Source organism: Streptomyces sp. NPDC057486 (genome assembly GCF_042802415.1).
GTDB classification, from domain to species: domain Bacteria; phylum Actinomycetota; class Actinomycetes; order Streptomycetales; family Streptomycetaceae; genus Streptomyces; species Streptomyces yanii.
Map to the genome: position 1 here is coordinate 39,963 of NZ_JBHVEE010000001.1, position 24,018 is coordinate 63,980.

The 24,018-nt window shown below is 70.1% G+C and carries 28 protein-coding genes, 3 tRNA genes and 1 pseudogene; 7 read left to right on the top strand and 25 right to left on the bottom strand.

The genetic code is table 11. The features are described 5' to 3' along the window. Positions 1-55 precede the first annotated feature (55 nt). Positions 56-181, top strand: a pseudogene (locus ACFU6I_RS00215) (carboxymuconolactone decarboxylase family protein); the annotation flags it as partial. A 23-nt stretch (positions 182-204) separates the two neighbouring features. On the opposite strand, the gene ACFU6I_RS00220 reads toward ACFU6I_RS00215, so the two are convergent. Further along, the gene (locus tag ACFU6I_RS00220; RefSeq protein ID WP_384359789.1) at positions 205-810 is read right to left on the bottom strand and encodes a TetR/AcrR family transcriptional regulator; all 606 of its coding nucleotides are present in this window, start codon (positions 808-810) and stop codon (positions 205-207) included. An 86-nt stretch (positions 811-896) separates the two neighbouring features. On the opposite strand from ACFU6I_RS00220, the gene ACFU6I_RS00225 reads away from it, so the two are divergent. Further along, complete coding sequence (locus ACFU6I_RS00225) at positions 897-1,532, top strand: NAD(P)-dependent oxidoreductase (protein ID WP_384359791.1); 636 nt, start codon at positions 897-899, stop codon at positions 1,530-1,532. 13 nt (positions 1,533-1,545) lie between these two features. Here the strand turns inward: ACFU6I_RS00225 and ACFU6I_RS00230 are convergent, their stop codons facing one another. The 8 genes from ACFU6I_RS00230 to ACFU6I_RS00265 all read right to left on the bottom strand — a co-directional run bounded on the left by ACFU6I_RS00230 (position 1,546) and on the right by ACFU6I_RS00265 (position 6,359). Then, positions 1,546-2,601: a UDP-N-acetylmuramate dehydrogenase gene (locus ACFU6I_RS00230; protein WP_384359793.1), complete on the bottom strand. Its 1,056-nt coding sequence runs from the start codon at positions 2,599-2,601 to the stop codon at positions 1,546-1,548. 93 nt (positions 2,602-2,694) lie between these two features. Next, the gene (locus ACFU6I_RS00235; protein WP_384359795.1) at positions 2,695-4,125 is read right to left on the bottom strand and encodes a DHA2 family efflux MFS transporter permease subunit; all 1,431 of its coding nucleotides are present in this window, start codon (positions 4,123-4,125) and stop codon (positions 2,695-2,697) included. Positions 4,126-4,216: 91 nt separating this feature from the next. Beyond that, positions 4,217-4,765 (bottom strand): TetR/AcrR family transcriptional regulator, encoded by a 549-nt coding sequence (locus ACFU6I_RS00240; RefSeq protein WP_384360199.1) that lies wholly within the window; start codon positions 4,763-4,765, stop codon positions 4,217-4,219. Between the two features lie 153 nt (positions 4,766-4,918). Beyond that, positions 4,919-5,347 (bottom strand): MaoC family dehydratase, encoded by a 429-nt coding sequence (locus tag ACFU6I_RS00245; RefSeq protein WP_384359797.1) that lies wholly within the window; start codon positions 5,345-5,347, stop codon positions 4,919-4,921. After that, positions 5,347-5,799, bottom strand: coding sequence for a MaoC family dehydratase N-terminal domain-containing protein (locus ACFU6I_RS00250; protein ID WP_345514940.1), 453 nt, complete (start codon positions 5,797-5,799; stop codon positions 5,347-5,349). Before ACFU6I_RS00250 ends, ACFU6I_RS00245 begins: the two co-directional genes overlap by 1 nt. A gap of 117 nt (positions 5,800-5,916) precedes the next feature. Continuing rightward, complete coding sequence (gene rpmG, locus ACFU6I_RS00255; protein WP_003956487.1) at positions 5,917-6,081, bottom strand: 50S ribosomal protein L33; 165 nt, start codon at positions 6,079-6,081, stop codon at positions 5,917-5,919. A gap of 85 nt (positions 6,082-6,166) precedes the next feature. After that, positions 6,167-6,239: transfer RNA gene (locus ACFU6I_RS00260), tRNA-Met, on the bottom strand. 47 nt (positions 6,240-6,286) lie between these two features. After that, positions 6,287-6,359: transfer RNA gene (locus tag ACFU6I_RS00265), tRNA-Thr, on the bottom strand. Positions 6,360-6,729: 370 nt separating this feature from the next. Here ACFU6I_RS00265 and ACFU6I_RS00270 point away from each other — a divergent pair. After that, positions 6,730-8,001 (top strand): amidohydrolase family protein, encoded by a 1,272-nt coding sequence (locus tag ACFU6I_RS00270; RefSeq protein ID WP_384359799.1) that lies wholly within the window; start codon positions 6,730-6,732, stop codon positions 7,999-8,001. Positions 8,002-8,035: 34 nt separating this feature from the next. Continuing rightward, entirely contained in the window at positions 8,036-8,692 is a 657-nt protein-coding gene (locus tag ACFU6I_RS00275; protein WP_384359801.1) for an SDR family oxidoreductase, read from the top strand. A gap of 340 nt (positions 8,693-9,032) precedes the next feature. Here the strand turns inward: ACFU6I_RS00275 and ACFU6I_RS00280 are convergent. Next, a tRNA-Tyr gene (locus tag ACFU6I_RS00280) sits at positions 9,033-9,114 on the bottom strand. Positions 9,115-9,283: 169 nt separating this feature from the next. On the opposite strand from ACFU6I_RS00280, the gene ACFU6I_RS00285 reads away from it, so the two are divergent. From ACFU6I_RS00285 to ACFU6I_RS00295, 3 genes are all read left to right on the top strand, one after another. Beyond that, entirely contained in the window at positions 9,284-9,772 is a 489-nt protein-coding gene (locus tag ACFU6I_RS00285) for a YajQ family cyclic di-GMP-binding protein (protein WP_030926258.1), read from the top strand. A 191-nt stretch (positions 9,773-9,963) separates the two neighbouring features. After that, entirely contained in the window at positions 9,964-10,473 is a 510-nt protein-coding gene (locus ACFU6I_RS00290; RefSeq protein WP_384359803.1) for a methylated-DNA--[protein]-cysteine S-methyltransferase, read from the top strand. A gap of 61 nt (positions 10,474-10,534) precedes the next feature. Continuing rightward, on the top strand, positions 10,535-11,194 hold the full coding sequence (locus ACFU6I_RS00295) for an alpha-ketoglutarate-dependent dioxygenase AlkB family protein (RefSeq protein WP_384360201.1): 660 nt from the start codon (positions 10,535-10,537) through the stop codon (positions 11,192-11,194). Positions 11,195-11,209: 15 nt separating this feature from the next. Here the strand turns inward: ACFU6I_RS00295 and ACFU6I_RS00300 are convergent, their stop codons facing one another. The 15 genes from ACFU6I_RS00300 to ACFU6I_RS00370 all read right to left on the bottom strand — a co-directional run bounded on the left by ACFU6I_RS00300 (position 11,210) and on the right by ACFU6I_RS00370 (position 23,958). Then, the gene (locus ACFU6I_RS00300; protein WP_384359805.1) at positions 11,210-11,482 is read right to left on the bottom strand and encodes a GlsB/YeaQ/YmgE family stress response membrane protein; all 273 of its coding nucleotides are present in this window, start codon (positions 11,480-11,482) and stop codon (positions 11,210-11,212) included. A gap of 99 nt (positions 11,483-11,581) precedes the next feature. After that, positions 11,582-11,920 (bottom strand): hypothetical protein, encoded by a 339-nt coding sequence (locus ACFU6I_RS00305; RefSeq protein ID WP_384359807.1) that lies wholly within the window; start codon positions 11,918-11,920, stop codon positions 11,582-11,584. A 124-nt stretch (positions 11,921-12,044) separates the two neighbouring features. Further along, on the bottom strand, positions 12,045-12,437 hold the full coding sequence (locus ACFU6I_RS00310) for a YccF domain-containing protein (RefSeq protein ID WP_266982651.1): 393 nt from the start codon (positions 12,435-12,437) through the stop codon (positions 12,045-12,047). After that, the gene (htpX, locus tag ACFU6I_RS00315; RefSeq protein ID WP_345514931.1) at positions 12,434-13,297 is read right to left on the bottom strand and encodes a zinc metalloprotease HtpX; all 864 of its coding nucleotides are present in this window, start codon (positions 13,295-13,297) and stop codon (positions 12,434-12,436) included. Before htpX ends, ACFU6I_RS00310 begins: the two co-directional genes overlap by 4 nt. A gap of 205 nt (positions 13,298-13,502) precedes the next feature. Continuing rightward, positions 13,503-13,964 carry a large conductance mechanosensitive channel protein MscL gene (gene mscL, locus ACFU6I_RS00320; protein ID WP_384359809.1) on the bottom strand — a complete coding sequence of 154 codons (462 nt, stop codon included), beginning with the start codon at positions 13,962-13,964 and terminating at the stop codon, positions 13,503-13,505. Between the two features lie 102 nt (positions 13,965-14,066). Next, positions 14,067-15,617: an NADH-quinone oxidoreductase subunit N gene (locus ACFU6I_RS00325; protein ID WP_384359811.1), complete on the bottom strand. Its 1,551-nt coding sequence runs from the start codon at positions 15,615-15,617 to the stop codon at positions 14,067-14,069. After that, positions 15,614-17,164, bottom strand: coding sequence for a NuoM family protein (locus ACFU6I_RS00330; protein ID WP_384360203.1), 1,551 nt, complete (start codon positions 17,162-17,164; stop codon positions 15,614-15,616). Before ACFU6I_RS00330 ends, ACFU6I_RS00325 begins: the two co-directional genes overlap by 4 nt. Positions 17,165-17,191: 27 nt before the next feature. Then, complete coding sequence (locus tag ACFU6I_RS00335) at positions 17,192-19,192, bottom strand: NADH-quinone oxidoreductase subunit L (RefSeq protein ID WP_327244867.1); 2,001 nt, start codon at positions 19,190-19,192, stop codon at positions 17,192-17,194. Next, positions 19,189-19,599, bottom strand: coding sequence for an NADH-quinone oxidoreductase subunit NuoK (gene nuoK / locus ACFU6I_RS00340; protein WP_266982661.1), 411 nt, complete (start codon positions 19,597-19,599; stop codon positions 19,189-19,191). Before nuoK ends, ACFU6I_RS00335 begins: the two co-directional genes overlap by 4 nt. Continuing rightward, positions 19,599-20,153 (bottom strand): NADH-quinone oxidoreductase subunit J, encoded by a 555-nt coding sequence (locus tag ACFU6I_RS00345; protein WP_327244868.1) that lies wholly within the window; start codon positions 20,151-20,153, stop codon positions 19,599-19,601. The genes nuoK and ACFU6I_RS00345 overlap by 1 nt, the downstream gene beginning before the upstream one ends. Continuing rightward, positions 20,150-20,728 (bottom strand): NuoI/complex I 23 kDa subunit family protein, encoded by a 579-nt coding sequence (locus ACFU6I_RS00350; RefSeq protein WP_384359814.1) that lies wholly within the window; start codon positions 20,726-20,728, stop codon positions 20,150-20,152. The genes ACFU6I_RS00345 and ACFU6I_RS00350 overlap by 4 nt, the downstream gene beginning before the upstream one ends. Continuing rightward, positions 20,728-21,696 (bottom strand): NADH-quinone oxidoreductase subunit H, encoded by a 969-nt coding sequence (locus ACFU6I_RS00355; RefSeq protein ID WP_376340296.1) that lies wholly within the window; start codon positions 21,694-21,696, stop codon positions 20,728-20,730. Before ACFU6I_RS00355 ends, ACFU6I_RS00350 begins: the two co-directional genes overlap by 1 nt. Continuing rightward, positions 21,693-22,940 carry an NADH-quinone oxidoreductase subunit C gene (locus ACFU6I_RS00360; protein ID WP_384359816.1) on the bottom strand — a complete coding sequence of 416 codons (1,248 nt, stop codon included), beginning with the start codon at positions 22,938-22,940 and terminating at the stop codon, positions 21,693-21,695. Before ACFU6I_RS00360 ends, ACFU6I_RS00355 begins: the two co-directional genes overlap by 4 nt. Further along, positions 22,937-23,566 (bottom strand): NADH-quinone oxidoreductase subunit B family protein, encoded by a 630-nt coding sequence (locus ACFU6I_RS00365; protein WP_323135876.1) that lies wholly within the window; start codon positions 23,564-23,566, stop codon positions 22,937-22,939. Before ACFU6I_RS00365 ends, ACFU6I_RS00360 begins: the two co-directional genes overlap by 4 nt. Beyond that, the gene (locus tag ACFU6I_RS00370) at positions 23,557-23,958 is read right to left on the bottom strand and encodes an NADH-quinone oxidoreductase subunit A (protein WP_266990544.1); all 402 of its coding nucleotides are present in this window, start codon (positions 23,956-23,958) and stop codon (positions 23,557-23,559) included. Before ACFU6I_RS00370 ends, ACFU6I_RS00365 begins: the two co-directional genes overlap by 10 nt. Between the last annotated feature and the right edge of the window lie 60 nt (positions 23,959-24,018).

Here is a 24,018-nt window from a genome sequence, read left to right on the forward strand (position 1 = left end):
CAGCACGACGGCCGGGAAGAAGGCGGGCTCACCGCGGGACCCGGCCGGCGATTTCGTGTGGACCGATGCCGGGCGCGCCGCCCTGGAGCTGGCGGAGCTGGGCGCTCGCATCGCTGACGCGGCCGGTGGCGTCACGGACGTGGCCCGGGCGAATGCCGCCGAGCACTACGCCGAGGACCGCCCGCAGGGATGACGGGACAGGCCTTACGCGCCGATTCCGTGCAGCACCGTCCGGGCCACGGATGCGGCGAACTCGTCGAGTGACTGCGGCGGGCGGCCCTCGTCCGTCGCGTCGTAGGCGAACGCGCGCTGGACGCAGGCGCCGAGCAGCAGCGACGCGGCGGCATAGGTGTCGGCGCCGGGCCGGACGCGACCCGCGGACTGCTCGCTGCGGAGGTAGGCGGCGACGCCCTGGATCGGCATGTGCGGGCCGGTGCCGAGCTCGCGCATGGCCGCGTCGTGGCGGGTCTTGAGCCGCGGCTCGGCGTAGAGGGACGCGGCGATCGGGAAGCTCTGGGCGTAGAAGAGCGCGGCCTCGCGGGCGATCTCGGTGAGGTTCTCCTCGACCGTCCGCTCCCCCGCCGCCGGGTCGGCGGTCAGCCGTCGCAGGAGCGGGTTGAGCTTCGGCAACCGCTCCTTGAGGACAGCCACGAACAGCTCCTCCTTGCTCCGGAAGTGCTTGTAGAGGGCCGCCTCCGAACAGCCCGCGGTCCGGGCGATTTCCTTGGTGGTGGCCCGGGCCAGGCCGATGGTGAGCATCAGCTGGTGGGCGGCGTCGACGATGCGGACGCGGGCCGGCTTCTGCTCCATGTGCACTCCAATGAGGCTTGACGCGTGGTGAGTATCCACTCACTCTAGGGGTAAGTGAATACTTACCCACCCGGGGAGGGTGCGCCATGAGACTCACGGTGTTCGGCGCGACAGGCGGCATCGGCCAGGAGATCGTCCGCCAGGCGGTGGCCGCGGGCCATGACGTGACGGCAGTGGTCCGCGATCCGGCACGGCTGCCGGTCCCGCTCTCCGACGTCACGGTCCGTACAACGGCGCGGATCGACGATCCGGAGGCGCTGCGCGAAGCGGTCGCCGGGCGGGACGCGGTGCTCTCCGGACTCGGCTCGCGCGGCCGGAGGGCCGACGGGATCGCCGAACGGCTCACCGGTTCGGTGCTGCGGGCGATGGAGGCGGAGGGGACGCGGCGGCTGCTCGTGGTGAGCGCGGCCCCGGTCGCACCGAAGCCCGCGGACGATCCGTGGCTGGACCGGATGATGCTGAAGGCGATCGGGGCGATCCTCAAGGAGGTCTATGCCGACCTCACGCTGATGGAGGCCGCACTGGCCCGCAGCGCGACGGACTGGACGTCGGTCCGGCCGCCGAAGCTCACCAACGGGCCGCTGACCGGGACGTACCGGACGGTCTACGGCAGCAATCCGCGCAGCGGCCGGTCCATCTCGCGGGCCGATGTGGCACACGCGATGCTGGCGCTGATCGACGATCCGGCGGCGGTGAAACAGGGCGTGGGCGTGGCGTACTGACGCCACACCCGCGTCAGAGGGTGACGCCGACCGTCACCGGTTCGTTGACGAGCGTGACGCCGAAGGCGTCGTGAACGCCCGCGACGACCTCGCGGGCGAGCGCGAGCAGGTCCTCGGTGGTCGCCCCGCCGCGGTTGGTGAGGGCGAGCGTGTGCTTGGTGGAGATGCGGGCGGGCCCGGATCCGTACCCCTTGGTGAAACCGGCCCGGTCGATGAGCCAGGCCGCCGAGGTCTTGGTGCGTCCCCCGTCCGCGGGGAAGGCGGGGGGCGTCACCTCGGCGCCGAGCCGGTCCTTGGCGCGGGCGAGGAACGCCTCGTACTGCGCACCGTCGAGGATCGGGTTGGTGAAGAAGGACCCCGCCGACCAGGTGTCGTGGTCCTCCGGGTCGAGCACCATGCCCTTCCCGGCCCGGAGCCGCAGCACGGTCTCACGGGCGGCCGCCGCGGGCACCCGGTCGCCCTGTTCGACACCCATGGCACGGGCCGTCTCGGGGTACTTGATGGGCGCGGAGAGACCGCCCGCGTCTTCCAGCTCGAAACGGACCCGCAGCACCACGAAGCGGTCGGGTTCGGCCTTGAAGCGGCTGTGGCGGTACGAGAACGCGCACTCGGCATTCGGGATGGTGACCGTTTCGCGGGCGTACCGGTCGTAGGCGACGACCTCCGTGATGGTCGACGCGACCTCCTGGCCGTAGGCACCGACGTTCTGGATCGGCGTCGCACCTGCCGAGCCGGGGATTCCGGCCAGGCACTCGATGCCCGCGAGACCGGCTTCGACCGTGCGGGCGACGGCGTCCGTCCAGATCTCTCCGGCAGCCAGTTCCAGCGTCGTACCGGAGAGCGCGAAGCCCCTGGTCGCGATGCGCAGGGCGGTGCCGTCGAAGCCCTTGTCGCCGATGACCAGGTTGCTGCCGCCGCCGACGACGAGGAGCGGAGTGCCGTCCTCGTCGGCCTCACGCACGGCGTCGACCACCTCGGCGTCCGTCGTTGCCGTGAGGAGGCGGGCCGCGGGGCCGCCGAGCCGGAAGGTGGTCAGGGGGGCGAGGGGGGCGTCGTGGAGTTCCTGCACGGGGACAAGAGTACGGTCCGCGGCACCACCGCTCCGGCGGGGCCACGGACCGTGCACACAGGGCAGCCGGTTCGGACCGGACCGGGCCATGGGTCAGACGGCGACGGCGGCCCGCTCCACGGCCGGCTCCGGCTCCGCCGCCGGCGCGGGGCGGCGGCCCGGGATCAGCAGTGCCACGAGCGCGGCGAGCGCCACGAAACCGGCCCCGATCCAGACCGCCGGGACGGTCCCGTCCGTGAAGGACTGCGCGGAGCCGTAACCGCCCTGCGCGGAGAAGACCGAGGCGAGCACCGCGACCCCGAGGGCGCCGCCGACCTCGCGCAGGGCGTTGTTGGCACCGGAGGCGATGCCCTGCTCGGCGGGCCGGACACTCGACATGACGAGGCTGGCGGCCGGCGCGAAGTAGAGCGCCATGCCGGCACCGCCGATCATCAGGGCGGGCAGTTGCGCGGTGTACGAGGCGTCGGGGGCGATGACCATGGCGAAGAGGGCCAGCCCGACGGCCTGGAGCGCGAGACCGGTCACGACGACCGGGCGCCCACCGAACCGGTCGGAGAGATACCCGGCAATCGGGGCGACCAGCATCGGCATGCCGGTCCAGGGCAGCATCCGCAGCCCGGCCTCGGTCGGCGAGTAGCCCAGCACGCCCTGGAGGTACTGGCTGAGCAGGAAGATCGATCCGAACATCCCGAGGAACATCAGCAGGCCGGCCATGTTGATCCCGAGGAACCCGCGGTTTCGGAAGAGCCGCATCGGCAGCATCGGGTTCTTCGCCCGGAAACCGTGGTGGACGAAGCCGCCCATCAGCGCGGAACCCGCGATCAGTCCGGTCAGGACCGTGGCGCTGGTCCAGCCGTCGGCGTTGGCGTTGACCAGCCCGTAGACGATGCCGAAGAGGCCTCCGCTGACGAGGAGCGTGCCGGGGATGTCGAGCCGGGCGTTCGGGGCGTACGACTCCGCCAGGCGCAGCCGGGCCAGCGGCAGCAGGACCAGGCCGACCGGCACGTTCAGCCAGAAGATCCATTGCCAGGAGATGTGCTCGGTCAGGCTGCCGCCGATCAGCGGACCACTGGCCACGGCGAGTCCGGTGACGGCGCTGAAGATCCCGAGAGCCATGCCGCGGCGGGCGGCCGGCACGGCGGCTGTGAGCAGGGTGAGCGTCAGCGGCATCATGATCGCCGCGCCGATGCCCTGGACGGCCCTGAAGGCGATCAGCTCGTTGATCCCGGACGACAGGGCCGCCGCGGCGGAGGCGCCGGTGAAGACGGTGAGCCCGGCGAGGAAGAGCCGCCGTCGGCCGAACCGGTCGCCGAGAGCGGCACCGAGCATCAGCAGGACGGCGAAGGTCAGGGTGTACGCGTTCACCGTCCACTCGAGCTCCGCCAGCTCGCCGCCGAGACTCTTGCGGATGGAGGGCAGTGCGGTGGTGACGACGAGATTGTCGAGGGCCGCCATGAAACCGGCGAGACCGGTGATGACGAGGGCCCAGACCGCTCCTGAGCGGCCTGTCGTGTGCTGATTCACTGCTCCCCCTGGGGGTTAGTTATTGATTACTAACTTTCGTGGGCAGAGAACCGGGCCGAACCCGGGTCGCACTGTTCGGGCAGTCGGCCACTCAGGCCCTCGGCTGCGCCGAGGGATAGAAACCGGACCAGACACGGTGACCGGCCGGGAAGCCGAGCGAGGTCAGGGTGTTGACGAGCATGCCGTACGCGAGGAAGGTGGTCGTCCCGCCGGGATCGGCGCCGAGCGCGAGGTGGACCTCGTCCCACATCTGCAGCCAGCCGGCCCGCATCGACTCACCGAACTCGTGGTCCCCGGAGGCCTCGGCCGCCGCGACCGCCGCGTACATCTGCATCTGCATCAGCAGCTTGTCGGGGTCGTCGACGATGAGGCGCTGATACGCCGCCGCCATGGCCAGGAGCGCCTCCTGACCCTCCAGACCCTCACCCGCCTCGGCGAAGACCTTCCGGGTGTCCGCCAGGCAGCGGTCGGAGGCGGCGAGGAACATGGCCTGCTTACTGGGGAAGAGACGGAAGAGGTACGGCTGCGAGACGCCGACCCGCTTGGCGATCGCCTCCGTGGAAGTGGCGTTGTACCCACCGCGGGCGAACTCGGTGATCGCCGCGCGGATGACGCTCTCGCGCCGCTCCTCTGCGCTCATCCTGACCATGCAGCTAAGTTAGTACTCAATCACTAACTTAATCAAGCGGTAGGGGCTGCCGCTCCGGAACGTGACGCGAGGGCCGCGCGAGTACGGGTGAGGGGCACCCCCGGCAGGGATGCCCCTCACTCATGAACGTGGCTCGCCGACGGCTCAGGCGAGCCGCACAACGGCGCGGGACATCCCCAGCACCTTCTTGCCCTCGCTCGTCGCCGTCAGGTCAACCCGCACCTGGTTGTCGTCCAGCAGGGCCGCCACCTTGGCGCTGACCTCGATCAGTGCACCCTTGTCGTCGTTCGGCACGACGACCGGCTTGGTGAACCGCACCCCGTACTCGACGACCGCACCCGGGTCACCGGCCCAGTCCGTGACCACCCGGATCGCCTCGGCCATGGTGAACATGCCGTGCGCGATCACATCCGGCAGCCCGACCTCGAGGGCGAACTTCTCGTTCCAGTGGATCGGGTTGAAGTCACCGGAGGCGCCCGCGTACTGCACCAGCGTCGCGCGGGTCACCCGGAAGGACTGCGCCGGCAACTCCATACCGACCTCGACCGATGCGTAACTCACCTTCGCCGTCATCACGCCTCCTCGGCGGCGCGCGCCACCAGCTTCGTCCACGCGGTCACGACATGCTCGCCGGCCTCGTCATGGACCTCACCACGGATGTCGAGAATGTCGTTGCCCGCCATGGACTTGACGCTCTCGATCGTCGAAGTGACCGTCAGCCGGTCCCCCGCCCGCACCGGACGCACATACACGAACTTCTGGTCACCGTGCACCACACGGCTGTAGTCCAGGCCCAGCTGCGGGTCCTGCACCACCTGCCCCGCGGCCTTGAACGTGATCGAGAAGACAAAGGTGGGCGGCGCGATCACATCGGAATGTCCGAGCGCCCGGGCGGCCGCCGGATCGACGTACGCGGGATTGGTGTCCCCCACCGCCTCGGCGAACTCACGGATCTTCTCCCGGCCGACCTCGTACGGCGCGGTGGGCGGATAGGTCCGCCCGACGAAGGACTGGTCGAGCGCCATGGGCTCGCTACCTCCTGATGAAAGACGAAAAGGCCGATGAACAACCCTGTACGGGACAGTCCTATACAACGACACGAGGCCGCCCCCAGTGGGGACGGCCTCGTGTGCGAGCCTGATTCAGCGCGTTTCGCGGTGCGCGGTGTGCGAGTTGCAGCGCGGGCAGTGCTTCTTCATCTCAAGACGGTCCGGGTTGTTACGCCGGTTCTTCTTGGTGATGTAGTTCCGCTCCTTGCACTCCACGCAGGCCAGCGTGATCTTCGGGCGGACGTCGGTGGCAGCCACGTGAGTGCTCCTTGGACGGATGGACGGATGAACGCAAAAAAGAGTAGCCGATCGAAGGACCGACCCCACAATCGGCTACCGTAAGTAGCGGTGACCGGACTTGAACCGGTGACACAGCGATTATGAGCCGCTTGCTCTACCGACTGAGCTACACCGCTTTGATGACGGGTCCCCCCGCCGTGAGGCGGGGTTCTCCGATCACCAGAGCCCCAATACGGAATCGAACCGTAGACCTTCTCCTTACCATGGAGACGCTCTACCGACTGAGCTATTGGGGCGAGCGATGAAGACATTACACGGTCCTCCGCCGATCGCCCAAATCCGTTTCGGAGCCCCCGGCCCCAGCGATGACCGGCCCCGCCCCGATACCCCGACCGACCCCCGATCCACGGCCGGCAGCCGACCCGGCCGGGAGCCCGACCGGCGGCCGGAACCGCGGCCTGATCAGCAACGTGACCGGCAACCCGACCGGCCTCGCGAGCCACGCCCGGCCGCCCGGGAACAGCCACCGCACCGGCTCCTCCCGCCCGTCGCGCACGGCTCACGAGGCCACACCGGTACGACTATTTCCCTCCTCCTCGAACCGGGACGAACACGCCCCTAGGCTCGACTCACTCTGCGTGATCTTGCACCCCTCCCAGGAGCGCGATGCCCGACAGCCGGCCGCGGCAGCCCGACGACCACGCCGCCGACGCCGCCACCGAAGCCAACGCCCTGATCCTGTGCGGCGCCCGGCTCACCGACGGCCGCATCGTCGACGTACGGCTCGGCCGCGGCCGCATCGAGGCCGTCGGCACCACGGGCAGCCTGACCGCCCCAGGCCCCCGCATCGACCTGCGCGGCTACCTCCTGCTCCCCGCCCCCGCAGAACCCCACGCCCACAGCGACACCGCACTCACCGCGGACAGCACCGGCCCCGACAGCTCCGGACCCGCCTCGCACCACCCCGAGGACATCCAGCGCCGCGCCACCGAAGCCGCCCTGCTGCAACTCGGCCACGGCGCCACCGCCCTGCGCTCACACGTACGGATCGGGGACGTCACCGGACTGGCCGGCCTCGAAGCAGTGCTCCAGGCGCGCCGCTCCCTGCGCGGACTCACCGAGCTGACCCCGGTCGCCGTACCCCGCCTGCTCACCGGAATCGCAGGCGCCGACAGCCTCGCCATGCTGCGCGACGCGGTGAAAACAGGGGCCGGCGTGATCGGCGGCTGCCCCGAGCTCGACCCCGACCCGGCCGGATACACCGAAGCCGTCCTGGAGATCGCCGCCGAGCACCACTGCCCCGTCGACCTGCACATGGACGGCGACGATCCCGCCCGCATCGCCCGGCTCGCCGCCATGGCCGCCGGACACCGGCCCGGCGTCGCCATAGGCCCGTGCGCCGGCCTCGACCGGCTCCCCCCGGAAACCGCGACCCGCACCGCCGACCGGCTCGCCGCCGCCGACGTGACCGTGATCTGCCTCCCCCAGGGCGGCTGCTGCGGCGCCGAACGCAGCGGCACCGCCCCCGTCCGACTGCTGCGCGCCGCCGGCGTGCGCGTGGCGGCAGGCAGCGGGGCACTGCGCGACGTCGCGAACCCCGTGGGCCGCGGAGACCCGCTGGAGGCCGCCTACCTGCTCGCCTCACAGAGCGGCCTCCGCCCCGAGGACGCATACGACGCCGTCTCCACGGCCGCCAGAAAGGCCATGGGACTGCCCGAGATCCGCGTCGAGGCAGGCTTCCCCGCCGAACTCCTCGCCGTACGGGGCGAACAGCTCTCCGGCGCGCTCTCGCTCGCGTACAGCCGGATCGTCGTGCACGGCGGACGCGTGGTGGCCCGCACCAGCGCGGTCCGCGAGTACTGCGACTCCGAGACAGTCGTCGCACTCGATCTGCCCCGCCAGAGCCGCCCCGACCCCGGGCCGGGCGGCGGGTCCTGAGCGGGGCGGCGCGCCGCGGCGTACGGTCGTGACTATGCGCATTGTCATCGCAGGTGGACATGGTCAGATCGCGCTGCGGCTGGAGCGGCTGCTCGCTGCGCGCGGAGATGAAGCGGTCGGCATCATCCGCAACCCGGAACAGGGCGCGGACCTCCGGTCGGCAGGCGCCGAACCGGTCGTCCTGGACCTCGAATCGGCCTCCGTGGAGGACGTGGCCGAGGTACTGCGCGGCGCCGACGCGACGGTCTTCGCGGCCGGCGCGGGACCGAACAGCGGCACGGCCCGCAAGGACACGGTGGACCGCGGCGCGGCAGTGCTGTTCGCGGACGCGGCGGAACGGGCGGGCGTACGGCGCTGCGTCGTGGTCTCCTCCATGGGCGCCGATCCGGACCACCCGGGCGACGAGGTCTTCGACGTGTACCTGCGGGCCAAGGGCGCCGCCGACGCTTACGTGCGCTCCAGGACCGCACTGGACTGGACGATCCTGCGCCCCGGAATGCTCACCAACGACGCGGGCAACGGGCAGGTTCTGCTGGCAGCCTCGACGGGGCGCGGAACGGTACCGCGCGACGACGTGGCGGCAACGCTGGTCGAACTGCTGGACACCCCGGCGACAGCGGGACTGACCCTGGAACTGATCTCGGGGCACGTGCCGCTGACGGTGGCGATCAAGGACGTCGCGGGCAACTGAACGGGCGACGGGGAGGAGCACGGAGCCCCGGCACGCCCCTCCCCCCGCTCTCCCCCGTACGAAGCTTCTGCGGCCGAACGGGTGACCATCCGCCGCCCGCGTCATCGATCCTCCCGACGGCCCGTAAGCCCCGCCGGGAGGAGGACCCCTGCGTCGCTCGACCGCCCTGATCCGCACAGCCACCCGCCGTGTCGCGCGCGGCCTCCGCGAGGACACCGGCGAACAGCTGACCCGGCGCCAACTCGCTTGACGGGTGGGCCGGCTGAGCAGCCTCACCGCAAAGGGGACAGAAAATGACTGAGCCCCCGACCATCTGTGATGGTCGGGGGCTCTGTTCGAGTGGCGGCGCCAGGGTTCGAACCTGGGTAGGCTGAGCCGGCAGATTTACAGTCTGCTCCCTTTGGCCACTCGGGCACACCGCCTCGAACGACGCGTTGGAACTCCGTTGAGCGGGGCTCCTTGGCGACGACGTAAACGATACCTGATGACGTGGGGTGCTCCGCCACCTGATTGATCAGTGCTCGTGGCGGTGGGCGATGGCTAGGCTTTACGTCGTACCCCACAAGCATTCGACGCAAGGAGCCACACGTCATGGCCGACTCCAGTTTCGACATCGTCTCGAAGGTCGAGCGGCAGGAGGTCGACAACGCCCTCAACCAGGCCGCCAAGGAGATCTCGCAGCGCTACGACTTCAAGGGCACGGGCGCCTCGATCTCCTGGTCCGGCGAGAAGATCCTGATGGAGGCGAACGGCGAGGAGCGGGTCAAGGCGATCCTCGACATCTTCCAGTCCAAGCTGATCAAGCGGGGCATCTCGCTCAAGTCGCTGGACGCGGGCGAGCCGCAGCTGTCCGGCAAGGAGTACAAGATCTTCGCCACGATCGAGGAGGGCATCTCCCAGGAGAACGCCAAGAAGGTGGCGAAGATCATTCGCGATGAGGGTCCGAAGGGCGTCAAGGCGCAGGTCCAGGGCGACGAGCTGCGGGTCAGCTCGAAGAGCCGGGACGACCTGCAGGCCGTGCAGGCACTGCTGAAGGGCCAGGACTTCGACTTCGCGGTGCAGTTCGTGAACTACCGGTAGGTCCGTCTTTCGGTCGTCCGTCCGGGCGCGGGTGGGGCAGGCCGGGAGGTACGCACCGGCCCGCCTCGCACCTCACCGGACGTGATGTCCGAATACCGCCGGTCGCAAGTGGCGGGCGGCCGCAGACTTGTCCGTATGGAGCGGCGATTCGGGTGATTCGTCGCCCTGTACGGAGAAGAGAGGGACCGGCCATGACCATGTACGCGACCGTCGACAGCCCGCTGGGTGAGCTGCTGCTGGTCGGCGAGGAGTCACCGGCCGCCGCCGGCGGTGTGGCGCTCGCCTCGCTCTCCCTGCCCGGCCAGAAGGGCGCCGAGGTCGTCCAGGACGGGTGGATCCACGCGCCGGGGGCCTTCGCCGGGATCGCCGCGCAGCTGAGGGCGTATTTCGAGGGGCGGCTGACCCGCTTCGACATCGCGTACGCGGAGGGTCGGGGCACGGAGTTCCAGCGGCGGGTGTGGAACGCGCTGGACGCCGTCCCGTACGGGGAGACGGTGTCCTACGGGCAGATCGCCGAGCGGATCGGCGCACCCGGGGCGGGTGTGCGGGCCGTGGGGACGGCGATCGGCCGCAATCCGCTGCTGATCGTGCGCCCGTGCCACCGGGTGATCGGGGCGGACGGGGCCCTGCGGGGTTACGCGGGCGGACTGGAGCGCAAGGAGCAGCTTCTGGGGCTGGAAGGCGCTCTGGCGGCGCGCTGAGCGGCCTGCGTGCGGAGCGGTTGCACGCTGAGCGGCTGTGTACGGATGGGCGGTGGACGAAATGACGGGTCTCTTCCCGAGGCCGCGGGCTGTCGTGGCGCCGGGTGCCGTGCATGTGCCGGAGTGGTTGCCGGTGGAGCGCCAGCGGGCGCTGGTCGAGGCCTGCCGGGAGTGGGCGCGGGGGCCGGTGCCGCTGCGGCACACGGTGTTGCCGGGCGGCGGGGTGATGTCCGTCCGGACGGTCTGTGTGGGGTGGCACTGGCAGCCGTACCGGTACTCGCGGACCGCGGATGATGTGAACGGGGCGCGGGTCGCCGATTTCCCGGACTGGCTGGCGGAGTTGGGGCGGGCGGCGCTGGTCGAGGCGTACGGGGAGGAGAGTCCGGTCGGGACGTACGCGCCGGACACCGCGCTGATCAATTTTTATGACGGCGCGGCGAGGATGGGCATGCACCAGGACAAGGAGGAGCGGTCCGGTGCGCCGGTGGTCTCGCTCAGCATCGGTGATACGTGTGTCTTCCGCTTCGGCAACACGGAGAACCGTGGACGGCCTTATACGGATGTGGAGTTGGCTTCCGGTGACCTGTTCGTCTTCGGTGGGGAGTCACGTTTCGCGTTCCACGGTGTGCCGAAGGTCTGTCCGGGGACGGCCGATCCCGCGACGGGCATGAGCAGAGGCCGGCTCAATCTGACCCTGCGCGAGACCGGGTGGGGCGTCTGAGGCGCGGACGGGATGTCAGTGGCGGTCCCGGGAGTTCCCGAAGAGCAGCCGGTAGACGATGAGCAGGACCAGTGAGCCGCCGATGGCCGCGATCCATGTCCCGGTGTCGTAGAAGTTCTTCGATATGGGGTGGTCGAGGAAGCGTGAGGAGATCCAGCCACCGATGAAGGCGCCGGCGACTCCGATGAGGGTGGTGCCGACCAGCCCGCCGGGGTCGCGGCCGGGGAGCAGCACCTTGGCAATGACTCCGGCAAGCAGTCCGAGAATGATCCAACCGATAATCGTCATGCTGCCGAACCTACCCTTCGCTTGGTTGTGGAATCCAAGACGTCGGGTGGGCCTGGACGGTTGCCGGTCGAGCGGGATGAGCGGCAGGTCACAGCCTGTTCATATGCGGGTGTTGTAGTCCGGCCAGGGCTGCGGGTGGTCCATTGCTTCGTCGTCGGCGTCCTCCCCGTACCAACCCGCTCCGTCCAGCCATGCGCGCAGCCAGGTGGCGAGATCGGGCCGGTCGATGTACCGGGCGTGCTGCGGTTCGTCGGCGTTCGGTTCGAGGAGCAGGACGGTGGTGCGCTCGGTGCGGCAGTCCACTGCGAAGCCGAGGGTCGCTTCCGCCCGGGCGATGTCCTGGGTGGACGGAGCTGCCGGGAGGGGGTACCTCTCCCACCGTGGGGTGGTGTGCGCTGTCTTCTCCACGGCTGCCGGCAACTGCTCGGTGTCGTTCATGGGTTCATGGTGGAGGACGGCACTGACAATCGGTGGCGGGTGGCCCGATGCCGTCTGCGTGACGTGGCCGTTTCGGCGGATGCGCTGCCCGGCTCCCCCGTGGCCTCCCGGTCGTGCCGTCGTCCTACCGGGTGGCGAACGGCTGGTCCGTGCGGACGATTTCCTTGCCGAAGGGCATGAGGGAGACCGGGAGCATCTTGAAGTTCGCGATGCCGAGCGGGATGCCGATGATCGTGAGGCAGAGGGCGATTCCGGTGGTGATGTGGCCGAGGGCCAGCCACCAGCCCGCGAGGATCAGCCAGAGGACGTTGCCCACGCAGGAGGGTGCACCGGCGTCTCGGCGGTCGACGACGGTGTAGCCGAAGGGCCACAGTGCGTAGATGCCGATGCGGAAGGCCGCGAGGCCGAAGGGGATGCCGATGATGGTGATGCACAGCAGGACGCCGGCGACCAGGTAGCCGAGGAACATCCAGAATCCGCACAGGACGAGCCATATGACGTTCAGGATTGTCTTCATGGGCGATGACCTGCCATCTGCTCAAGTCGGGCAATGCGCTCCGCCATCGGCGGGTGCGTGGAGAACATCTTGGACATGCCCTGGCCGGGGCGGAACGGGTTCGCGATCATCATGTGACTCGCGGTCTCGATCTTCGGCTCGGGGGGCAGGGGCAGCTGTTTTGTTCCGGCGTCCAGTTTGCGCAGGGCGCTGGCGAGGGCCAGGGGGTCGCCGGTCAGTTGGGCGCCCGAGGCGTCCGCCTCGTATTCGCGGGAGCGGCTGACGGCGAGTTGGATGACGCTGGCGGCGAGCGGGCCGAGGATCATGATCAACAGCATGCCGAGGATGCCTGGGCCTTCGTCGTCGTTGGACCGGCCGACCGGGATCAGCCATGCGAAGTTGACCAGGAACATGACGACGGAGGCGAGTGCTCCGGCGACTGACGAGATCAGGATGTCGCGGTTGTAGACATGACTGAGTTCGTGGCCGAGGACGCCTCGCAGTTCGCGTTCGTCCAGGATCTGCAGGATGCCTTCGGTGCAGCACACTGCGGCGTTGCGCGGGTTGCGGCCGGTGGCGAAGGCGTTGGGTGCCTGGGTCGGGGAGATGTAGAGCCGTGGCATGGGCTGGCGGGCCGTGGTGGAGAGTTCGCGGACCATGCGGTAGAGCTGTGGCGCCTCGAATTCGCTGACCGGGCGGGCTCGCATGGCCCGTAGTGCGAGTTTGTCGCTGTTCCAGTAGGCGTAGGCGTTGGTGCCGACGGCTACGAGGAGCGCGACGATCAGGCCTGTACGTCCGAAGAAACTGCCGATGACGATGATGAGTGCGGACAGGCCCCCGAGGAGTACGGCGGTTCTCAGCCCGTTGTGCCGGCGGTGCACGGTACGCCCTCCAAGTGGTGCAGCAGGGGAACCCTTGCTGGGTGGTGCTCCACTCCCCAGTGGAGCCTCCCGTACTGGTCAACGCCAGGCGAGGAGAGCTAGTTCCCTTGTGCGTGCGGCCGGAGGGCAGGGCCTGTCAGGCTGTTCGGGCCGGAGCAGGCACTGGGCCGTACGGGTGTCGGTGCGCGCGGTCGCCGGGGGTGGGTCAGCGCTGGGCGGGGAGTCCGGCGAGTGCGAGGGCCTCGGGGTCGGGCGTGATCTCGCTGGTGCAGTGGGCGCAGCGGGAGGCGATGGCCGGGATGGCCGTGTAGCAGCGGGGGCAGTCGCGCAGGGCGGCCTTGATGTCGACCTTCTCCTCGGCCTTGACCGAGAAGCGGTTCTGGACCTTCGTCATGGGGACGACGACGCAGAAGTAGAGAACGGCGGCGGTGATCAGGAAGGCGATGGAGGCGCTGACGAACAGTCCGTAGGGGAACTTCACGCCCTCGACCTGGAAGGTGGCCCTGCTGAAGTCTCCGGTGCCTCGGGTGATGACTCCGATCAGCGGCACGATGAATGCGTTGCTGAATCCTGTGACGACTGCGGTGAACGCGGCTCCGACGGCGAGTCCGATCGCCATGGAGATCACGTTTCCGCGCAGGATGAAGTCCTTGAACCCGTTGAGCACTGCCCTGGCTCCTTTTGTGTGTACGTATGCGTGGTGTGCGGGCATGACCCTGCCCTGTGTGGCCAGGCCGGGGCAAGCCGATCCAGGGCGGTCGGTGCGCGGTCAGAAGAGATTGACCGCGGCGAACCTGAGCACGAGCTGGGGGGCTCCGGAGAGCACGATGCCGACGGCGGCGGTGAGGGCGATCGCGGCGGTGAGGGACGTCGGTGCGGTCACGCGCAGGGTGGGTGTCGTGCCCGCCTCGCCTGCCGGGGCGGCCGCGGCCTCGGGCTCTTCCGGTCCGCGGAAGAGCACCGCCGTCCACTGGAGGTAGTAGTAGAGCGCGATCACGACGTTGACGGCCATGACGACCGCGAGCCAGCCGAGGCCTGCGTCGACGGCGGCGGAGAAGACCGTGACCTTGGCGAAGAGGCCGACGATGCCCGGCGGCAGTCCGGCGAGGCAGAGCAGGAAGAAGGCCATGGCGAGGGCGGCGAGGGGGCGGGTGGCGTACAGGCCGCGGTAGTCGGAGAGACGGTTGTCCGGGCTTGTGCGGGAGACGAGGGCGGCCACCGCGAAGGCGCCGAGGTTCACGACGGCGTACATGAGGGCGTACGCGACGGTGGAGCCGATCTGGTCGTTGCTGGAGTACGCGGCGGAGGCGATCGGCACCAGGAGGTAGCCGGCCTGGGCGACGGACGACCAGGCGAGCAGGCGTACGGCGCTGCGGGCGCGGGTGGCGGTCTGGCGGAGCGCGGCGACATTGCCGATGGTCATGGTGAGTGCGGCGACGACGGCGAGTGCGGGGCCCCAGACGTCGGCGTACGACGGGAACCCGATCACGGTGACGAGGATGAGCCCGGAGAAGCCGACCGCTTTGCCGACGACCGAGAGGTAGGCGGCGACGGGGAGCGGGGCGCCGACGTAGGTGTCGGGGACCCAGAAGTGGAAGGGTGCGGCGGCTGTCTTGAAGGCGAAGCCGACGAGGGTGAGGGCGACGCCCGCCTGGGCGAGGGTGTCGAGCCGGCCGGGGACGTCGTCGAGGCGGGTGGCGAGTTCCGTGAGGTGGAGGGTGCCGGTTGCGGCGTACACGAAGCTGACGCCGAGGAGCGTGACGGCGGTCGCGACGACGGAGGAGAGGAAGAACTTCAGGGCTGCCTCGGAGGAGCGCCGGTCGCCGCGCTTGATGCCGACGAGGGCGAAGGCGGGCAGGGAGGCGACTTCGAGGGCGACGACGAGGGTGGCGAGGTCGCGGGCGGCGGGCAGGAGTGCGGCACCGGCCGCGGAGGACAGCAGCAGGAACCAGAACTCGCCCGCGGGGAGCTTGCGGGTGTCTCCGAGGGAGAGCAGTGCGGTGAGAAGGGCGCCGCCGAGGACGAGGAACTGGATGACCAGGGCGAAGTGGTCGGCTGTGTAGCTGCAGGCCGTGGTGGTGCCGGTGCCGGTGGTGAGGCAGAAGGTGGAGTGGTCGCCGTCGCGCAGCGGGACGAGGAAGGCGAGCGCGGCGACGAGTCCGGCGACGGTCGCCCAGCCGAGCAGCGGCTTGCGCTCCCTGGGGAGGAAGAGGTCGGCGACCAGGATGATCAGGGCGACCGTCGCGACGATGACGGGGGGCGCGACGGCGAGCCAGTCGACGGACTGGACGAGGCTGGTGGTCTCTGCCGCTGTGGTCACGACTTGCCTCCTGCGAGGAGCTTCTGCACGGCCGGATCGGTGAGGCCGAGGAGGACGGCGGGCCACAGGCCGGCGAGGACGGTGAGGGCCGCGAGCGGGGTCCAGGCGGCGAATTCGTACGTCTGGATGTCGGCCATGCGGTGCGGTTCCTCGCGCTTCTCGCCCATGCAGACGCGGCGTACGACGATGAGCATGTACGCGGCGGTGAGCAGGGTGCCGAACGCGCCGATCGACATGAAGGTGAGGAAGGCGGAGCGGCTGAGGCCGTCGGCCGGGTCGAAGGCGCCGAACAGGGCGAGCATCTCGCCCCAGAATCCGGCGAGGCCGGGCAGGCCGAGCGAGGCGACGGCGGCGAAGGCGAGGAGACCGCCGAGGCGGGGGGCGCGGCCGTAGAGGGCGGCCCCGGTGGCGCCGGAGAGGGTGTCGAGGTCGGCGGTGCCGTAGCGGTCCTTGACTGCGCCGACCAGGAAGAACAGCAGGCCGGTGATGAGGCCGTGGGCGATGTTGGCGAAGAGCGCGCCGTTGACGCCGGTGGGGGTCATGCTCGCGATGCCGAGGAGCACGAAGCCCATGTGGCCGACGGATGAGTACGCGATCAGGCGCTTGAGGTCGCCCTTGGAGCCGGGGCGGGCGAGCGCGAGGCAGGCGAGGGATCCGTAGATGATGCCGACGACGGCGAAAGCGGCGAGGTAGGGCGCGAAGGTCTGCATCCCGTCGGGCGTGATGGGGAGCAGGATGCGGACGAATCCGTACGTGCCCATCTTCAGCAGGACGCCCGCGAGGAGCACCGAGCCGACGGTCGGGGCGGCGGTGTGGGCATCCGGGAGCCAACTGTGCAGCGGCCACATCGGGGTCTTGACGGCGAGCCCCACACCGATGGCGAGAACGGCGATGACCTGCACGGACGAGGTGAGCCCACGGCCGTTGTCAGTGGCGAGTGCCACCATGTCGAAGGTGCCGCTCCTCAGTCCGATGAGGAGCAGGCCCAGCAGCATGATCACTGAGCCGAGCAGTGTGTAGAGGATGAACTTCCAGGCGGCGGCCTGCTTCTGTGCGCCGCCCCAGCGGGCGATGAGGAAGTACATCGGGATGAGGACCATCTCGAATGCCAGGAAGAACAGCAGCAGGTCGAGGACGGCGAAGGTCGCGAGGGTGCCCGACTCGAGGACGAGGACGAGTGCGACGAAGGCCTTCGGGGAGGGGCCCTCGGGCATTTTGAAGTAGCTGTAGAGCGCGCAGAGGAAGGTCAGCAGCGCGGTCAGTACGAGGAGGGGGAGCGAGATGCCGTCGATGCCGAGGTGGATGCGGACGTCGAGCGCCGGGATCCAGCTGATGTCGGTCGTGGCCTGCATTTTCGACGGGTGGTCGCGGTCGAAGCCGAGGGCCAGGACGATCGCTGCGACGAGGATCGCGCCGGTGACGGTCACGCCGTGGCGGAGCACGGCCTGGTCGGGGCTCTTTCCCTTCAGCCCGGGCGGGGCGGGCAGGAGAGCGGCGACGGCGCCGATGAGCGGGCCGACGACGATGAACGCGAGAAGGAACTGCATCACGGATTCGCTGATATCGATCACGGCTCACGACCCGGCGTTGACGTTGGCAAAAACGACGGCGGCGATCGCCAGGACAAGGGAACCGGCGAGCAGGGCGCTGAGGTAGGTCTGCACGTTGCCGGTCTGGGCGCGGCGGACGGCGGTGCCGAGCCAGCGTGCGCCGGTGCCGGAGCCGCGTACGTACGTGTCGACGACCTCACGGTCCAGGAAGCGGACGAGGCTCGCTGCGGCCTGGACGGGGCGGACGAACAGTGTCGCGTAGAGGGCGTCCAGGTGGAAGCCGGTGGCGGCGTGGCGGTGAAGCGGGCCGAGCAGGAGCCGTCCGGGGTCGGCCGGGTCGGGGGTGCCCGGGGTGTCGCCGTATCCGGCGGTGTGGTGGGTCATGGCCTCGGCCTCGATGAGTGCGGGCTCGGCCTCGGGGTGGGCGACGACGGCACCGGCGGGGGTGCGGGCGGCGAGGGCCGTGGTGTGGCGCCAGGCGCCGTAGGTGACGAGGCCGCCGACGAGACCCACGCCGGTGGAGAGGACGGCGGTGGTCACGGACGGGGTGAGGCTGTGGCCGTCGAACCAGTCGGTGATCACGCCGACGGTGAGTCCGAAGCCGATGGTGGGGATGGCGAGGACCCAGAGGACGGTGGTCATGGCGGCGGGCTGCCTGCCGTGGTCGGGGGCCTCGGCGCCGCGGCCGCGGAAGGCGAGGAGCCAGAGGCGGGTGGCATACGCGGCGGTGAGGACGGCGGCGAGCAGTCCGGCGACGAGGACGGTCCAGCCGGCGGCGGCCGGGGCGACGTGGCGCTCGCCCAGGGCGGTGTGTTCGGCGGCGACGAGGATGGCTTCCTTGGAGAAGAAGCCGGCGAACGGCGGGATGGCGGCGAGCGCGAGGAGGGCGACGGTCATCGTCCAGTAGGCGTCCGGGATGCGCTTGGCCAGGCCGCCCATGCGCGACATGGCGGTGAGCGAGTTGGTCCCGGCGGCGTGGATGACCACGCCGGCCGCGAGGAAGAGGACCGCTTTGAACGCGCCGTGCGAGAGGAGGTGGAAGACGGCGGCCCCGCGGTCGCCGACGGCCAGGGCGCCGGACATGTAGCCGAGCTGGCCGATGGTCGAGTAGGCGAGGACGCGCTTGATGTCGTCCTGGGCGAGCGCGGCGAGTCCCGATCCGATCATCGTGACCGCCGCCATGACGGCGAGGACGACGAGGGCGGCGCCGGATTCGGCGAAGACGGGGAGGAGCCGGGCCACGAAGTAGATGCCGGCGGCGACCATCGTCGCGGCGTGGATCAGCGCGGAGACGGGGGTCGGGCCGGCCATCGCGTCGGGCAGCCAGGTGTGCAGGGGGAACTGCGCGGACTTGCCGGCGACGCCGGCCAGGAGCAGCAGGGCGATGAGAGTGGGGTGGTCGAGCCCGCCGTTCGCGACGGCGCCGAGGATGCCGGTGATCCGGAATGTGCCGGTGTCGGCGGCAAGCGCGAACAGGCCGATCAGGAAGGGGACGTCGCCGAGCTTGGTGACCAGGAACGCCTTGAGGGAGGCGGCGCGGGCTTCGGGTGTCTCCCAGTAGTGACCGACGAGGAAGTACGAGCAGATGCCCATGACTTCCCAGCCGACCAGCAGCACCATCACGTCGCCGGAGTAGACGACGAGCAGCATCGCGGAGGTGAAGAGGGAGACGAGCGCCGCGTACGAGGGGTAGCGGGGGTCGTGGCGCAGGTAGGCGGTCGAGTAGATCTGCACGCAGGTCGCGACGAGGCCGACCAGGACGGCGACGAGGACCGCGAAGCCGTCGAGGTGGAGGGCGAGGTCGATCGGGACCGAGCCGGTGGGTGTGAGCCGGGTCGACGCGTCGATGGCCGGGCCGCCGCCCTGGCGTGCGGCGACGACGACGGCGATCACGGCCGCGGCGAGGGTGGGAAGGATCGCGAGGGGGCGTACGTAACCGGGCGCGGTGCGGCCGAGGAGCAGGCCGGCGGCGGCGCCCAGGAACGGAAGGAGGGGGACGAGGACGGCGAGGGTCGTGGTGGTCACGCGGTGGCCTCTGCCTTCTTTGCCTTCCCTGCCGGAGCAGTGGCCTGGTCTTCGGTGCCGGTGGTGTCGTCCTCGTCGCCGGGGAGGGATTCCGCGGCGTCGGTCTCGGCGGTGTCGCGGAGGCGGTCCACGTCCGAGCTGCCGCGGTTGCGGTGGACGGCGAGGACGATCGCGAGGCCGATGCCGATCTCGGCTGCCGCGATGGCGATGGTGAAGAGGGTGAGCGCCTGGCCGGAGTGCAGGGCGTCGCGGAGCCAGACGTCGAAGGCGACGAGGTTGAGGTTGACGGCGTTGAGCATCAGCTCGACGGACATCAGGACCAGGATCGCGTTGCGGCGTGCGAGTACTCCGTACAGCCCGGTGCAGAAGAGGAGGGCGGCGAGCACGGCGGGATAGGCGAGGTGCATCAGCTCTGCTCCTTACTGCGCTTGCGGGACAGGACGATCGCGCCGACGAGGGCGGCGAGCAGCAGGACGGAGAGTGCTTCGAAGGGCAGTACCCAGTGCCGGAAGAGGAAGGCGCCGGTGGCTTCGGTGGATCCGTGGGCCGGTCCGTCCAGGTCGATCCAGGTGGTGCGGAAGGCGTCCACGACGACCCAGACGAGGGCGGCCGCGGCGGCGACCGCGACACCGAGAGCGGCCCAGCGGTTTTCGGAGTCGGCGTCCGGGGAGCGGCCGATGGGGGCCTTGGTGAGCATCAGCCCGAAGAGAAGGAGGACGACGACGGAACCGACGTAGATCAGTACCTGTACCCAGGCGATGAACTCCGCGGTCAGCAGGAGGTACTCGACGGCGAGGCCGCCGAGCGCCACGACCAGCCAGAGGGCGGCGTGCACCAGCTGCTTGGTCGTGACGGTGATGAGGGCTGCGCCGATGGTGGCGACGCCGACCAGGACGAAGGCGATCTCGATGCCGGTCGGGGAGAGGAAACCGGGGTGGGCCGCGGCGGCTGCGAGGGTCACTCCTTTCCTTCCTCTTCTTCCTGCTGCTGGGCTTGCTGGGCTTCTTGGGCGCGCTGGGCTTCGAGCTTCTCCGCCGTCTTGCGGGCGGCGGCGATCTCCTTCGGTTCCTCCGCACCCGGGTCGAGTGCGGGCGGCTCGGGCACCGTCCACATCCATTCGCGGAGCTTGTCCCGCTCATGGGTGAGTTCGAGGATGTCGGTCTCCGCGTACTCGAACTCCGGCGACCAGAACAGCGCGTCGAAAGGACAGACCTCGATGCAGATACCGCAGTACATGCAGAGGGAGAAGTCGATGGCGAAGCGGTCGAGGACGTTGCGGCTGCGTTCGCGGCCGCCCGGTGCGGCGGCGGGCACCGTCTCCTTGTGGGAGTCGATGTAGATGCACCAGTCCGGGCACTCACGGGCGCAGAGCATGCAGACCGTGCAGTTCTCCTCGAACAGCCCGATGACGCCGCGGGAGCGCGGCGGGAGTTCGGGCTGGACGTCGGGGTACTGGGCGGTGACCGTCTTCTTCGTCATCGTCCGCAGGGTGACGGCCAGGCCCTTGGCGAGGCCGGAGCCGGGGATCGGAGGCATCAGCTGATCGCCACCTTCACGATGCCGGTGAGCGCGATCTGCGCGAGAGCGAGCGGGATGAGCGTGGTCCAGGCGAGCCTTTGCAACTGGTCCTCGCGGAGGCGGGGGTAGCTCACCCGCAGCCAGATGACGACGAAGGCGAGGACCGCGATCTTGAGGAGCGTCCAGACCCAGCCGAGTCCGTCGGCGCCGAGCGGACCGTGCCAGCCGCCGAGGAAGAGGACGGTGGTCAGTCCGCACAGGACGACGATGCCCGCGTACTCGGCGAGCAGGAACAGGGCGAAGCGGAGGCCGGTGTACTCGGTGTACGCACCGAAGATGATCTCCGAGTCGGCGACCGGCATGTCGAACGGCGGGCGCTGCAGTTCAGCGAGTCCGGCCACGAAGAAGACCAGGCCGCCGACGATCTGCCAGGGCAGCCACCACCACTCGAAGGCGTTGACGATGCCGGGAAGGGAGACCGTGCCCGCGGCCATCGCGACCGAGGCGGCGGCGAGCAGCATCGGAAGTTCGTACGCGAGGAGCTGGGCGGCGGTGCGGAGGCCGCCGAGGAGGGAGAACTTGTTGGCCGATGCCCAGCCCGCCATCAGTGAGCCGAGCACTCCCACGCCCATGACGGCGAGGACGAAGAAGATGCCCGCGTCGACGACCTGGCCGACCGCGCCCTCGCTCGGGCCGATCGGAATGGCGACGAGTACGAGGAGGTACGGGAGGAGGGCGACGGCGGGGGCGAGCTGGAAGATGCGGCGGTCGGCCTCGGCCGGGACGATGTCTTCCTTCTGCGCGAATTTCACGCCGTCGGCGACGAGCTGGGCCCAGCCGTGGAAACCGCCCGCGTACATGGGGCCCAGGCGGCCCTGCATGTGGGCCATCACCTTGTGTTCGGTCTGGCCCACGACGAGGGGGACGACCATGAACACCGCGAAGACGATGATGAGCCGGAGGGCGACGTCGAGTACGTCGTTCACGCGGTATCGCCTCCGGCGAGGTGGTCGGGGGTTTCGGGGTTCTCGGGGGTGGCCGCGGGTTCGGTGTCTTCGGGGGCGGGGCCGCTGCGCGGGGCCTCTCCCCCGTCCGCTCCTTCCCGAACCGGGGGCTCCGCCCCCGGGCCGTCGCTCCTCGGGCGCCGGGTGGGCTGGGACGTGTCCTGATCGGGGGTCGGGTCGAAGGCGGGGCGGGCGTGGTGCCAGGGCGCGTCCGCGCCGCGGGGCTTGGCCTGCTCCGGGGCTGCCGCCTCGGGAGTCGGTCCGGGGGGCTCGGCCTCCGAGGACGCCGTCCCCGGCGCTGCCTCCTTCGGCGCTGCGGACGGAGAGGTCGTCGAGTGCGGCGCCGCGGTGCCCGGCGCGTCGGACTTCGGCGTGGCCGCCGGTTCCGTCGCTGGCGACGTCTGCTCCACCGGCGCCGCCTGCTGGCTCACCGAGCCCTGGGACGCGCTGCGGGTGCGGCGCGGAGTCGCGGTCGGGGTGGCGGCCTGCGGTGTGGTCCCGGTGCCTGCGGACGCCGGGGCTGCCGGCTCGGGCTGCTGGCTTGCCGAGCCCTCGCTCACGCTGCGGGCCCGACGCACGGGGCGGTCGCCCGCGGGGCGGGCTGCTCGGGCCGGGCGGGCCGGGGCTGGGGGGAGCTGGCCCTTGAGGGGGCCCCATTCGTTCGGGTCGGGCACGCCCGGCGGCAGCATCGTGCGCCGCTTGGGGCCGCCGTGCTCTGATTCGCCCGGTTCCTTGGCTCCCGGCCATGCTTTGGCGACCCTCGCCGCCAGGACGAAGTCCTTGCGCAGCGGGTGGCCCTCGAAGCCTTCCGGAAGGAGAAGGGGGACCAGGTGCGGGTGGCCCTCGAAGCCGATGCCGAACATTTCGTGGGTCTCGCGCTCGTGCCAGGCGGCGCCCGCGTAGACGCCGACGGCGGTCGGCAGGACCGGGGCGTCGTGCGGAACGGTCGTACGGAGCAGGAGCCGGCGGACCCTGCCCGTCGCCGGGGCGGCGACATGGGCGCAGACGCGGAAGCCGGTGCCGGGTTCGTCGACTGCGCTCAGCCAGTCGAAATAGGTGCAGCCCAGCAGGGAGCGGGCCGTTTCGAGGGCGGTGGTCCAGGCGGCCGGCGGGACGTCGACGGTCAGCAGGTCGTAGGCGTGCTCCGCCGTGGCGTCCTCGCCGAAGAGTTCGGTGACGGCTTCCGGCAGGCGGTCGTAGGCCTGCGCCGTTTTCGGATCGGTCACTTCTGCTCCTCCCCCGGGGCGGGCGGGGCGGCGACCAGGCCGCTGCGGAGTGCGGCGGTGGAGGGTCGGCTGCCGCCGGTCGCGTACCGCTCGCCCAGCGACTCGCGGGCGATCTTCTCCTGGAGCTTGAGGATGCCCTGGAGCAGGGCTTCCGGGCGCGGCGGGCAGCCCGGTACGTACACGTCGACGGGGATGATCTGGTCGACGCCCTTGGTCACGGAGTACGAGTCCCAGTACGGGCCGCCGCAGTTGGAGCAGGCGCCGAAGGAGATGACGTACTTGGGCTCGGGCATCTGCTCGTACAGCCGCTTGACGGCGGGGGCCATCTTGTCCGTCACCGTGCCGGAAACGATCATGAGGTCGGCCTGGCGGGGTCCCGGTGCGAACGGGATCACACCGAGGCGGATGAAGTCGTGCCGGGCCATGGAGGCGGCGATGAATTCGATGGCGCAGCAGGCGAGCCCGAAGTTGAAGACCCAGAGGCTGTACCGGCGGCCCCAGTTCAGGACCACCTTCATGGGCTCGGGTGCAAGCCGGGAGAGCACGCCGAGCCGTTTCGGTTCGGGCAGCAGCGTCGGTTCGGGCCGGTGCTGCGGCTCGGGGGTCTGCGGGCTCGTCACGTCCATTCGAGGACGCCCTTCTTCCATGCGTAGAGCAGTCCCACGGCGAGGAATCCGAGGAAGATGAACATTTCCACCAGGGTGGTCGCGCCGTATCCGGGTGCTGCAAATACGGTCGCCCAGGGGAACAAGAAGATCGAGTCGACAGCGAAGATCACATAGAGGAATGCGTAGACGTAGTAGCGGACCTGGGTGTGTGCCCAGCCCTCGCCGACGGGGTCCACGCCGCATTCGTAGGTGAGGAGTTTCTCCGGTGTCGGCACCACGGGGCGCAGCAGCCGGCCCGCTCCGAAGGCGACGGCGACGAAGAGCACGCCGATCACGGCGAGCAGTCCGACGACCGAGTAGCTCTGGAAGTAGTCCGACGCGAGAACGGTCGATTCCGGCAGGTCCGCCACGTAGGCCACGTCCGCCCCTCCGCTCCCTCATGCCTGTTCGACGTCTGTACGCACGGGAGT